The sequence below is a fragment of the Ahrensia marina genome (assembly GCF_001293565.1).
Lineage (GTDB): Bacteria > Pseudomonadota > Alphaproteobacteria > Rhizobiales > Rhizobiaceae > Ahrensia > Ahrensia marina.
In genome coordinates, this window is sequence record NZ_JXMU01000008.1 from 80,995 (window position 1) to 92,850 (window position 11,856).

15 protein-coding genes are annotated in these 11,856 nt (G+C 49.5%); 8 read left to right on the plus strand and 7 right to left on the minus strand.

The features are described 5' to 3' along the window. Position 1: 1 nt before the first annotated feature. The 3 genes from rplM to SU32_RS06810 all read right to left on the minus strand — a co-directional run bounded on the left by rplM (position 2) and on the right by SU32_RS06810 (position 2,037). The gene (gene rplM, locus SU32_RS06800) at positions 2 to 466 is read right to left on the minus strand and encodes a 50S ribosomal protein L13 (RefSeq protein WP_053998602.1); all 465 of its coding nucleotides are present in this window, start codon (positions 464 to 466) and stop codon (positions 2 to 4) included. Between the two features lie 235 nt (positions 467 to 701). After that, on the minus strand, positions 702 to 1,133 hold the full coding sequence (locus SU32_RS06805; protein ID WP_053998603.1) for a PaaI family thioesterase: 432 nt from the start codon (positions 1,131 to 1,133) through the stop codon (positions 702 to 704). A 1-nt stretch (position 1,134) separates the two neighbouring features. Next, positions 1,135 to 2,037: a cytochrome b family protein gene (locus SU32_RS06810; RefSeq protein WP_053998604.1), complete on the minus strand. Its 903-nt coding sequence runs from the start codon at positions 2,035 to 2,037 to the stop codon at positions 1,135 to 1,137. Positions 2,038 to 2,133: 96 nt separating this feature from the next. On the opposite strand from SU32_RS06810, the gene SU32_RS06815 reads away from it, so the two are divergent. The 4 genes from SU32_RS06815 (at position 2,134) to SU32_RS06830 (ending at position 5,223) form a co-directional block, all read left to right on the plus strand. Continuing rightward, positions 2,134 to 2,943: an enoyl-CoA hydratase gene (locus tag SU32_RS06815; protein ID WP_053998605.1), complete on the plus strand. Its 810-nt coding sequence runs from the start codon at positions 2,134 to 2,136 to the stop codon at positions 2,941 to 2,943. Continuing rightward, on the plus strand, positions 2,943 to 3,374 hold the full coding sequence (locus SU32_RS06820; RefSeq protein ID WP_053998606.1) for a VOC family protein: 432 nt from the start codon (positions 2,943 to 2,945) through the stop codon (positions 3,372 to 3,374). Before SU32_RS06815 ends, SU32_RS06820 begins: the two co-directional genes overlap by 1 nt. A gap of 5 nt (positions 3,375 to 3,379) precedes the next feature. Next, a complete protein-coding gene (locus tag SU32_RS06825) occupies positions 3,380 to 3,808 on the plus strand; it encodes a CoA-binding protein (protein WP_053998607.1) in 429 nt (142 codons plus the stop codon). Between the two features lie 137 nt (positions 3,809 to 3,945). Further along, on the plus strand, positions 3,946 to 5,223 hold the full coding sequence (locus tag SU32_RS06830; RefSeq protein ID WP_053998608.1) for an O-acetylhomoserine aminocarboxypropyltransferase: 1,278 nt from the start codon (positions 3,946 to 3,948) through the stop codon (positions 5,221 to 5,223). A 60-nt stretch (positions 5,224 to 5,283) separates the two neighbouring features. Here the strand turns inward: SU32_RS06830 and SU32_RS06835 are convergent, their stop codons facing one another. The 3 genes from SU32_RS06835 to SU32_RS06845 form a co-directional block, all read right to left on the minus strand. Next, the gene (locus SU32_RS06835; RefSeq protein WP_053998609.1) at positions 5,284 to 5,517 is read right to left on the minus strand and encodes a hypothetical protein; all 234 of its coding nucleotides are present in this window, start codon (positions 5,515 to 5,517) and stop codon (positions 5,284 to 5,286) included. Positions 5,518 to 5,633: 116 nt separating this feature from the next. After that, on the minus strand, positions 5,634 to 6,812 hold the full coding sequence (locus SU32_RS06840; RefSeq protein ID WP_053998610.1) for a MalY/PatB family protein: 1,179 nt from the start codon (positions 6,810 to 6,812) through the stop codon (positions 5,634 to 5,636). Beyond that, positions 6,809 to 8,089, minus strand: a complete 1,281-nt coding sequence (locus SU32_RS06845; RefSeq protein ID WP_053998623.1) for a cytochrome P450 — start codon at positions 8,087 to 8,089, stop codon at positions 6,809 to 6,811. Before SU32_RS06845 ends, SU32_RS06840 begins: the two co-directional genes overlap by 4 nt. Positions 8,090 to 8,304: 215 nt before the next feature. Between SU32_RS06845 and SU32_RS06850 the strand changes: the two genes are divergently transcribed. Both SU32_RS06850 and clpX read left to right on the plus strand, forming a co-directional pair. Continuing rightward, positions 8,305 to 8,937 carry an ATP-dependent Clp protease proteolytic subunit gene (locus tag SU32_RS06850; protein ID WP_053998611.1) on the plus strand — a complete coding sequence of 211 codons (633 nt, stop codon included), beginning with the start codon at positions 8,305 to 8,307 and terminating at the stop codon, positions 8,935 to 8,937. A 281-nt stretch (positions 8,938 to 9,218) separates the two neighbouring features. Continuing rightward, complete coding sequence (gene clpX / locus SU32_RS06855; protein WP_053998612.1) at positions 9,219 to 10,508, plus strand: ATP-dependent Clp protease ATP-binding subunit ClpX; 1,290 nt, start codon at positions 9,219 to 9,221, stop codon at positions 10,506 to 10,508. 57 nt (positions 10,509 to 10,565) lie between these two features. Here clpX and SU32_RS06860 read toward each other — a convergent pair whose 3' ends face one another. Then, positions 10,566 to 10,922, minus strand: a complete 357-nt coding sequence (locus tag SU32_RS06860; RefSeq protein WP_053998613.1) for a winged helix-turn-helix transcriptional regulator — start codon at positions 10,920 to 10,922, stop codon at positions 10,566 to 10,568. Between the two features lie 96 nt (positions 10,923 to 11,018). On the opposite strand from SU32_RS06860, the gene SU32_RS06865 reads away from it, so the two are divergent. Both SU32_RS06865 and SU32_RS06870 read left to right on the plus strand, forming a co-directional pair. Then, the gene (locus tag SU32_RS06865; RefSeq protein ID WP_053998614.1) at positions 11,019 to 11,306 is read left to right on the plus strand and encodes a putative quinol monooxygenase; all 288 of its coding nucleotides are present in this window, start codon (positions 11,019 to 11,021) and stop codon (positions 11,304 to 11,306) included. 24 nt (positions 11,307 to 11,330) lie between these two features. After that, a partial coding sequence (locus SU32_RS06870; protein ID WP_148565255.1) for an alcohol dehydrogenase catalytic domain-containing protein occupies positions 11,331 to 11,856 on the plus strand: 526 nt, incomplete at its 3' end.

Sequence of the window (11,856 nt, forward strand, 5' to 3'; positions counted from 1 at the left end):
ATCAACCAGCTTTCTTGTTCTTGGAGTTCATTGCGCCAACATCAAGCTTTTCAGCCTGCTGTGCTGTATGCGGATGCTCAGGACCAGCATAAACGCGAAGATTTTTCATCTGGCGACGGCCGAGCGGACCGCGCGGGATCATACGCTCAACAGCTTTTTCAAGAACGCGCTCCGGAAAGCGGCCAACAAGAAGTTGCTCGGCTGAGCGCTGCTTGATGCCACCCGGGTGGCCTGTGTGCCAGTAGTAAACTTTGTCGCTGCGTTTCTTGCCTGTAAAGACAACTTTGTCAGCGTTGATAACGATAATATTGTCGCCATCATCAACATGCGGTGTGAATGACGGTTTGTGCTTGCCGCGAAGGCGGTGGGCAATAATGGAGGCGAGACGACCAACGACAAGACCTTCAGCGTCGATGATCAGCCACTTTTTCTCCACCTCGTGAGGCTTCTGCGAAAATGTGCGCATAAGAGTTTCCTTTAGATATCCGTCACCACATGGGATCAGGCTTTTTTTGTTGCTTGTATTTGGGATGCGAAATGACCGCAGAACCAAAAAATAAACCGCACAAAACCGATGTTTTGCACGATGAAGCTGCGTTTACTGGGGCAGAAGCGCTCTGTCAAGCAAATTAGAAAACGTCAAATAGAAAAGAATACGCAAAAACAATGGTTTAATTGTGTGGTATTATTTTACCGTACTATTATCGTGTCGGAATTGAATAGGTTGCGGTTGCCTGGGACACAATCACTTCGTTTTCATCAAATATATCGCAATTGACCACTGCCAACCGTTTGCCGAGTTTGAGCAGTGTGGAAACGCAATGAAGCGGGCCGGGTTGGGGCTTGTGCATGAAGTTGATATTCAAATTGGTTGTCACCGTATGTTTCATCGGACCGATATGGGCCAGAATGACCAGATAAGCGCATACATCAGCCAGAGCGAAAAGAGTGGGGCCTGAAACAGTGCCGCCGGGTCTTAAATGTCGGGCGATAGGATCAAGGCGCAATGTTGTTTTTGCTGGCGACACATCGACAACAGAAAAGACGCGGCCATCGACATGAACTTCAGAAAATTGTGTATCTAAAAAATGTTCAATGTCAGCGGCCGTCATCACCGGTTCGAGTTCATTCATTCTAGTTCTCCGGTCGTGGTGTCAGAAATGTTCCGATAACGAAATACGAAAGGTAAATGGCAATGAGCACCTGAGAGGCGATCATTGTGTTGTTGTTGACTGGTTGCGCGCCCAATACACCGAGTCCGGCAAACGATGTAAGGGCCAACACCATAAGTATGCGCAAAAACAGGCGCCGTCCTTTTGCTTTCGGGGTGCCGATGAAGATGGCGCAAACTGGTATCACAAGCATAATGCACAGCAAAATGACGCCGCCAGTTTGATCGGGAATCGCCTTCAGCGCTGAATAAAATGGGAGTAAATACCATTGTGCCGGCGGTGTGCCGTTTGCTTGCGACAGTGCGGTCGTCGCAGCCACATCGTGCGCGCCAAACAGCGCACTGCCCAAAAGCACGGCGAATGTGAGCAGGATAACAAGCACGACAACACGCTCCAGCGTGCCTTCGCCTTTATTGTTTATCTTGAAGTAAGCCATCATGCTAAGGCCAAGGATGAACAAGAAAATAAGCGCGCCAAGATCAGAGAGATTGAGGCCCATAAGCGCCATGTTTTGCATGAAGTTTCCAACATAATGGCCGATGTCGGGCGTGGACATGAGGCTGGACGACAATTGATCGACAGGAAAGATATAGCCCAAAAATCTTATGCCTTCGCTGATCACCAAGGCCAGAACCAACAGCACCCATGTTGTCTTGCGCGAACCGCTGAAATTGTTACGCGCGATACAAAAGCCCATATGCACAAATGTTAGAAGATAAAGCGCGCCAATGATGAAATTTGCTTCCCCGCGTTGCCAGAGAAGTATTGCATTTAGAGTGACAAAGGTGAGTGCGCCCAGATGAAGCGTTGAAACGCTCCAGAACTCATAGCGTTCTTTGCGGGCCGAATATTCCTGAGCGCTCATTTCAACAAATCCATTGTAACAAATAGTCAGCCGCCCTTGTCACCGTGAACAGGACACTGGTAGTTTGACGTAAATACTCAACCGGAAGCTAAAGCCATGTCTGCTGTCCCGCAATCAGAAAATCAAATTCTACTGTCATTGCAAAAAGATGCGATCCTGCATTTAACGCTCAACAATGGTGCCGCCAATGCCTTGTCGATCGGATTAATGACGGCATTGCGTGATGCCATTATTGCCGCAGGCGCCGATGACAGCGTGCGGGTTATTGTGATTGGTCATGTGGGCAAGGTGTTTTCCGCCGGCCATGACCTTAAAGAGCTGACAGCCAAGCGCTCTGATGCCGATAAAGGACAGGCATTTTTCAAACAAACGTTTGATTTATGCGCCGCCTTGATGGTGTCGATTGTGGAATGCCCCAAGCCGGTGATAGCCGTTATAAACGGGCTGGCGACAGCGGCAGGGTGCCAATTGGTGGCAACATGTGACCTGGCTATCGCGACAGACAAGGCGACCTTTTGTACGCCCGGTGTCAATATCGGCTTGTTCTGCTCGACGCCAATGGTCGCTTTAACGCGCAATATCCACCGCAAGCAGGCAATGGAAATGCTGCTCACCGGTGAAACAATCGAGGCAGGCGATGCCAAAGATTATGGCTTGATCAACCGTATCGTGCCGGAGGATTATCTGGATCAGGTGGTTACAAAATACGCGGCGACAATTGCCTCAAAATCACAATTAACCGTAAAGACCGGCAAAAAGGCATTTTACGCACAGGCCGATATGGGCCTTCGTGAAGCCTATGATCACACAGCACGGGTGATGACGGAAAACATGCTTGCAGGCGATGCGTGCGAAGGTATTGAAGCATTTATCGAAAAACGCGAAGCAAAATGGAGTGACAGCTAATGTCGTTCGAACCGCGCCTGACAATGGTAACGCTTGGCGTTGAAGATATTGAGCGTTCGACGTCATTTTATGAAAAGCTCGGCTTTAAAAAGTCTTCTGCCAGCCAGGACAGCGTTACCTTCTTCATCACCAATGGCACAGTGTTGGGGCTATTTGGCAAAGCTGCGCTGGCGCAGGACGCAGGTGTGGATAATGCGCCGGCTAAATATCGCGGCGTTTCGATCTCTCATAATCTGGACAGTGAGGAGGCGGTTGATGCGGCTTTTGCATACGCATTAAGCTGCGGTGCAACTGCAACAAAACAACCGCATAAAACGTTCTGGGGCGGGTATTCGGGCTATTTTGCGGATCCTGACGGCCATCTCTGGGAAGTCGCGCATAACCCGTTTGCACCGCTTGATGATAACCGCAATATGCCGCTGCCGGAGTAAATTACTTGAATCACGATCATTATTCGGATGCACTGCTGCGACAGGTGCTGACATCTGTAAAATCCATAGCTGTCGTTGGCGCTTCACCCAAAGAATCGCGACCCAGCCACGGCGTAACCAGATTTCTGGTATCAAAAGGCTTTAAAGTCTTTGCTGTTAATCCTGGCCATGCCGGCACTGTTATCGGCGGTGCCATGACTTATGCAACGCTGTCTGAATTGCCGCAAGCGGTTGATATGGTCGATGTTTTTCGCGCACCGGAACATTTGTCGGATGTGATTGAAAGTGCGATGAACCTGCCAACGCCGCCCAAAGTAATCTGGTCGCAACTCGGCGTGCGTGATGATCATGCTGCAAAATTTGCAGAGCAGGCGGGTATCACAGTTATTCAAGATCGTTGCCCTGCCATTGAGATGCCGAGGCTGGGGCTCTAGTACAGATTTAAATCTCAAAGGCTCGGTGAAATATACGCGCATAGTTCGTGCCTATACGCATTGTTAGAAAAACCTTCCTTTGCAAACACAAACCAATTGTTCAATAAAGTTGGCGACAACTCAGACAGGAGAGAAATATGGCCCCGCACACACCCGGATTTGATACGTTAGCTATTCACGCGGGCGCAGCGCCTGATCCCACCACGGGCGCGCGCAGTACGCCGATCTATCAAACTACATCCTATATGTTTAAAGACACAGACCATGCCGCAAAGCTCTTTGGTTTGCAGGAATTCGGCAATATTTACACACGTTTGATGAACCCGACGACAGCGGTGCTGGAAGAAAAAGTTGCCGCATTGGAAGGCGGCACAGCCGCGCTGGCATGTTCATCCGGTCATGCGGCACAATTGCTGGTCTTCCACACAATCATGAATGCCGGTGACAATTTCATCGCCGCGAACCGGCTCTATGGCGGTTCCATCAACCAGTTCAATCAGGCATTCAAGAATTTTGACTGGCATGTGCGCTGGGCGGATATGGATGATGTGTCCACGATCGAGAGCCAGATTGACGAAAATACGAAAGCTATTTTCTGCGAAAGTCTGGCAAATCCGGGCGGCATTGTTACCGATCTTAAGGCAGTGTCTGAAGTTGCCAAAAAACATGGTATTCCGCTGATCGTGGATAACACGATGGCAACGCCATATCTTATCCGCCCGTTTGAGCATGGCGCGGACATTGTTGTTCACTCACTGACCAAATTTATCGGCGGTCATGGCAATTCGATGGGCGGCCTTATTATCGATGGCGGTACATTCGACTGGTCTGCAACAGATAAATATCCGATGCTGTCAAAGCCGCGTGATGAATATGCCGGCGTTGTCTTGCATGAAGCGCTTGGCAATATTGCCTTTGCCATTGCCTGCCGCGTTTTAGGAATGCGTGATTTTGGTCCGGTTATCTCGCCGCAAAACTCATTTAACATTTTGACGGGTGCGGAGACCTTGTCTCTACGTATGCAGCGTCATTGCGACAATGCTCTTGCGGTCGCGAAACACCTGAAAGCACACGATAAAGTGTCTTGGGTTCGCTATGCAGGTTTGGAGGACGATCCTTATAACGCATTGCAAAAGAAATATTCGCCAAAGGGCGCGGGCGGTGTTTTCACGGTCGGTCTGAAAGGCGGCTATGATGCGGGCGTTAAATTCGTGGAAAGCTTGGAGCTGTTCTCCCATGTGGCCAATCTTGGCGACACACGCTCGCTTGTTATTCATCCGGCTTCAACCACACACCGTCAATTGACAGACGAGCAGCGTGAAGCAGCAGGTGCAGGCAATGATGTGGTGCGCCTTTCAATTGGTATTGAAAGCGTTGAAGACATTATCGCTGATATTGATAAGGCACTTGGATAAGCCTGATATAAGACAATTAAAAGCAAGGCGGACACAAGTCCGCCTTGTCGTTATTTGGGCTTAAGCGGCGTTTTCTCTCAGCTTCACAGCTTCTGTATCTTCCTCGACACATAGAATATGCTGGCGCAGATAATATTTGCGCTTGCCTTCGACGTGCACATCCAGAAAAACATTTTCGCCGGTAATGGCAGACATGAGACCGGGCGTTGAACCCGGTGAAATTTCGCAGTGAAGCTGTTTGCCATCTGTAAAAGTTATGATGGCTGGAAGACGTGATTTTGAATTGCCGAACATGTGCGCTTATTTCCTCGCTGGCTTGAGCATGGATGATTAGCGCAAAGTCGTTAAAATTCGTTCCTAAAATTATAGCGTATCCGATACATCCGGATACGCTATGGACAAGTATTTGTTTACTGCATGTCACCAAATGCGGCTTGCATGCGTGCGACAGCGTCCTCGATTTGCGCGCGCGGCGCAGCAAGATTGAAGCGCTGCCAGCTTTCACCGCCCGAACCAAATGTTGGCCCGTGATTGGTGGCAATCTTCGCATCTTTTTCAATACGTGATGTGAACTCCTCACGGCTCATGCCTGTGCCTGAAAAATCAACCCACGCTAAATATGTCGCTTCCAGCTCCATGGATTTAATGCCGGGGATCGCATTAATGCCTTCATCAAAAATACGTTTATTTTCAGCAAGATAATCAAGCAAGGTTGCCAGCCATTCATCGCCGCCATTATAGGCCGCTTCTGTCATGCGGATGCCAAAGCTGTTACAGGAAATACCATTGGCTTTGAGCGTCGCATTAAACGCCGCGTGTAGCTTTTTGTCTTCGATGATAACATTGCCGCAGTGACCGCCCGCCATATTGAACGTTTTCGAGCTGGCGGTCATCATGACGAGACGGGATTTAATGTCATCGCTGACAAGGCTCATGATTGTGTGTTTATTGTCGCCATATACGAGGTCGTGGTGGATTTCGTCAGACACGAGAATCAGATCGTGCTTAATACAGAAATCGCAAACTTCTTTGAGTTCGTCTTTTGACCAAACACGTCCGCCCGGATTGTGCGGAGAGCAGAAGATGAGCATTTTCTCATCGCCCTTAAGGCTCTTCTCCAAGCCTTCCATATCAAGCACATAGCGGCCGTCTTGATTGATGAGCGGGCTTTCGTGCACACGGCGGCCATTGGCCTCAATAATGCGTGCAAAAGCGTGATAGACCGGTGTGAACAAAATGACTGCATCGCCCGGATCAGACCATGTTTGAACGCAGAACGCTGTGCCGTTGACGAGCCCGTGTGTGGTGAAAATCCAAGCTGGATCAACCTGCCACCCATGATGGCGGTCCATCCAGTTGACGATCGCTTGCTTGTAGGATGTCTGGTCGCCATAATAGCCAAAAACGCCGTGATCGACCATTGAGGTCAGTTCATCAAGAACGGACTGCGGCGGTTTGAATTCCATATCGGCCACCCACATGGCCAAGCCTTCATCGCTCGCAATTTTATAGGTGCTCTCAAGAGCATCCCATTTGGAGCAATTGGTACCAATGCGATTAATCGGCTCATCAAAATTCGGCTTGGTCATAAATACCTCTTGGTGGTCTGGGAAATAAGAACTTTATCAAGTCCGTGAAAATGAAAAATATCGCGATAGTGCGGCTCTTCGCATAGGGCAAGATCAGGAAAGCGCTCAAACAAGGTGCGCAGCCCGATTTGTAATTCAAGCCGTGCGAGCGGTGCGCCGATGCAAAAATGTATACCCGCGCCGAATGAGACATTGCCCTGAAAAGAACGCTCAGGGTTAAATTGACCGGGCGCATCGAATTTGCGCGGATCGCGGTTGGCCGCGCCCAGTAAAAGGCCGATTTGCTGTCCTTTTTTAAGATCGATAGACGCACCATCTATCTCAAGTGTTAAATCATCAAGGCAATAACGTGTGAACATGTGCAGGGGCGCATCATGGCGCAGGCACTCCTCGACAGTCGCAATTGTTGAAGCGTCACTTTCAAATAGTTTTGAAGGACTTACACCGCTTTCCAGAATCGTTTTCACAGCATTGCCAAGCTGGTGGACCGTGGCCTCATGACCGGCGTTCAGAAGGACAACAATTGTCGAGATAAGCTCATCTTCGGTCAGCCTGTCGCCATCTTCCGTCGCCGCAATCAGCGTGGACAATAAATCATCCTGCGGGGATTCCTTATGCTGATGAATATGGTGGCGCAGAAAATCGGCAAAATCTTTCGATGCTTTGTCAGCGGCCAGTTCATCCTCATGACTTGGGTCCAGAACATACATTTTGACAATGGCATGGGACCAGTCGAGCAATTGCTGTCCGGCTTCAACCGGCACGCCAAGTAGGCGGCAGATCGTTGTTAAAGGAAGCGGCGTTGCATAATCGCCCAGAAGTTCGGTCTTGTCGCCAAAATCATCGATAAGCCGGTTGCAAAGGTCGGTGATTTGCGGGCGCAGCAGTTCGACCTGACGTGAGACAAAAGCGCGGTTCACCAGTTTGCGCAAGCGTGTGTGGTTCGGCGGTTCAAGCTCCAGCAGCGAATGACGTTCGACATCATCAAAATTTTGCAAATGGGCAGGGCGCTCCGGCCAGCCTAATTCATCACGGCTTGCGACATGCAAAATCTGCCGTCCGAAGCGGCGGTCACGAAAGAGCGTATTGACTGCATCAAAACCGGCAAGGCACCAAATGCCATATTCTTCCCAAAAGAATACGGGATGACCAGCTTCAAACAAGGCCGCATATGCAGCGTAGGGATTTTGAACGAAGCTTGGTTCGTGCGGATCAATGGACACATGGGGGCCTGATGGTTTCAAGGTAATTTTAAGATAGTCAGGGCAAGCGGTCATGGAAAATAATAAGGAAAAGAGGTGCAGGAATGAATTGTATAAACCACCTTTAAACCAAATTCCCATACCCACCTTGCGAAATAGGGGTTTGACACCCTATTTATCGGGGACAGAATTATTTGATTCTCGAAATGTTTTTGTAATCGGGAATACCCATCATTGTTTTGCATTCGCAAAATTAGTCAGAATTGAAGATAACACGCCAAAGGTGATAAATGAGCAATCCAATTGAAACCGCGATGAACCTTGTGCCGATGGTTGTGGAACAATCCGCACGCGGTGAACGCGCCTATGATATTTTTTCGCGTCTCTTAAAAGAGCGCATTATCTTCATCACAGGCCCGATCGAAGACGGCATGGCGACATTGGTATGTGCGCAGCTTCTTTTCCTTGAGGCGGAAAACCCGAAAAAAGAAATTGCGATGTATATCAACTCACCGGGCGGTGTTGTGACAGCCGGTATGGCGATTTACGATACAATGCAGTTCATCAAACCTGCGGTTTCAACACTTTGTACTGGTCAGGCTGCTTCTATGGGCTCGCTTCTGCTTGCTGCAGGCGAAAAAGATATGCGTTTTGCATTGCCGAATGCATCCATTATGGTGCACCAGCCCTCTGGCGGTTATCAGGGGCAGGCGACGGATATTATGATCCACGCCAAGTTTACCGAGCGCTTGAAGCGCCGCTTGAATGAAATTTACGTCAAACACACCGGTCAGGACTACGATACGATTGAAAGCGCTCTTGAGCGTGACAATTTTATGTCCTCAGAAGAAGCGCAGGAATTCGGCTTGATCGACAAAGTGATTACTTCGCGTGCCGCTATCGAAGGCGAAAGCGGCGAATAATCACCACATTTGGCATAAATCACGTTGTTTTTAACGTTAGTGCGGTAAATGTGACACGCCTTTGCGATTGCGTAATTGCGCAATCGCGTTAAATTTTGGACGCGTTAATGTGTTGGTTACATGATGTGTGGTCACATGTTGATACGAATCACGCTGGAAATGTTCTGCGTCCAGTTAAGAATAACCGTTTACCTTATGATCGGTAATAACGGGACAAATGGCCTTTAAATTGGCAAAATCCGGCATATGAATAATATGCTGCGAAATATAGGGACGAATTGATGAGCAAAGTCGGTAACAGTGGTGGTGGAAGTTCAGGCGGAGACGCAAAGAACACGCTCTACTGCTCTTTTTGCGGCAAAAGCCAGCATGAAGTGCGCAAACTAATTGCAGGGCCAACCGTCTTCATTTGTGATGAATGTGTTGAGTTGTGTATGGATATTATCCGCGAGGAAAATAAATCCTCCGTGGCTAAATCCTCTGAAGGTGTGCCAACACCGCAAGAAATTCTGGCTGCGCTTGATGATTATGTCATTGGCCAGCCTTATGCGAAGCGTATTCTCTCAGTTGCTGTTCACAACCACTATAAGCGTTTGGCACATGCCGAGAAAAACGATGATGTGGAATTGGCGAAATCAAACATTCTGCTGATTGGCCCGACAGGTTGCGGTAAGACGCTTCTTGCCCAAACGCTTGCACGTGTGATTGATGTGCCGTTCACCATGGCAGATGCGACAACGCTGACAGAAGCCGGTTATGTCGGTGAAGATGTCGAAAATATCATTCTGAAATTGCTTCAGGCATCTGATTACAATGTTGAACGCGCGCAGCGCGGCATTGTATATATCGATGAGATCGACAAGATTTCCCGTAAATCTGACAATCCGTCCATAACACGCGATGTGTCAGGCGAGGGCGTTCAGCAGGCGCTTCTGAAAATCATGGAAGGAACGGTTGCTTCCGTGCCGCCACAAGGAGGACGCAAACATCCGCAGCAGGAATTCCTGCAGGTTGATACGTCCAATATCCTGTTTATTTCAGGCGGTGCGTTTGCCGGCCTTGACCGCATCATTTCCGAGCGCGGCAAAGGAACGTCAATTGGCTTTGCAGCTTCTGTGGAAGCGCCGGACGATCGCAAGACCGGCGAACTATTCCGTCAGGTCGAGCCGGAAGATTTGTTGCGTTTTGGTTTGATACCGGAATTTGTGGGCCGTCTGCCGGTTCTCGCAACTTTGGAAGATCTGGATGAAGATGCGCTTATCCGCATTTTGACCGAGCCGAAAAACGCGATTGTGAAGCAGTATCAACGCCTGTTCTCGATGGAAGATGTCGAACTGACATTCAACGAAGAAGCTTTGCGTGCCATTACGCAAAAAGCGATCGAACGTAAAACTGGCGCGCGCGGACTTCGCTCTATCATGGAAGGCATTTTGCTCGACACGATGTTTGAACTTCCTGCAATGGAAGGTGTGCGTGAGGTGGTGATCTCTGAAGAGGTGGTGCGCGGCGGTGCCCGTCCGCTTTACATCTATGAAGAGCGCGCCGAAGAAGCTGAAAACGCTTCGGCTTAAAGAGCTCGCAATATCTATTCTAAAACGCCGCAGGCTCATGGAGTTTGCGGCGTTTTGCTATCTGAAACGGCGGCCCCATAGGCGTAGAGCCTCGATGACATCGTGCAGTTCACGGCCTTTTTCTGTCAGCCTGTATTCCACTTTGGGCGGTACGACTGCGTAGACTTTCCGTTCAACAATCCCGTTTGCTTCCAGCTCACGTAATTGTTTGGTCAGGCTGCGTTGAGTGACGTTTGATATGCGGCGCGAAAGCTCGTTAAACCGCAATGTCTCTTCCATCAGGTGGAAGATGATCAAGCCTTTCCACTTGCCGGCAATTTGTTCAAGCGCTGCCTCAACGGGACATCCCTCGCTGCAATCATAATTGTCAAACCGCTGTGCCGGTCGGGCAAGAGGCGTTTTTACAGTATCCATAATGTACCTATAGGCATTTATTGTGCGTACTTGTATCAATGAATGTAATGGCTCATATGCACCTGACTTGATTGATTGTCAAAAAAAGGAATTGAAATGGCGCTTACTATTCTGGCCCAAATTACAGCGGCTGCCGGCAAAGAAGACTTGGTGCGCAAAGAGCTTGAAAAGCTGGTTGCACCCACCCGCGCAGAGCAGGGTTGCCTGCAATATGATTTGCATAGCGACAACGAGAATCCGGCGTTTTTCGTATTCTATGAAAATTGGGAAAGCCGTGAACTCTGGCAACAGCATATGAAGGCCCCGCATCTGGCAGCTTTTAAGAAAGCAACAGATGGCGCGGTGTCGAATTTAACCGTCAATGAAATGAGCAAAGTCGTTTGACGCAAAAGCGCAATGGAGAGCGAGATGAAGGCAATTGGCTATTATGAAAGCCTACCGATTGATGATGACAATGCACTCGTCGATTTGGAAATGGACAAGCCGGAACCGTCCGGCAGGGATTTGTTGGTCCGTGTAAAAGCGGTGTCGGTAAACCCCGTGGACTTTAAAGTCCGAATGCGAAAGGCGGCAGAAAATGACGTGCCTGTCATTCTGGGTTGGGATGCCGTTGGTGAGGTTATCGCCTTGGGCAATGATGTAACTTTGTTCCAGCCGGGTGATGAGGTTTGGTACGCCGGTGCGGTGAACCGTCAGGGCACCAATTCTGAATATCACCTGGTCGATGAGCGCATCGTGGGAGCAAAGCCGAAAAGCGTTTCGGACGCACAGGCCGCAGCCCTGCCGCTGACAACGCTGACAGCCTATGAAATGCTGTTTGACCGCTTGCGGGTCAATGATCCTGTTCCGGGCGCTGCACCCGCCGTTTTGATTATTGGCGGGGCAGGCGGTGTCGGTTCGATCGCCATTCAGTTGCTGCGTGCAATGACTGACC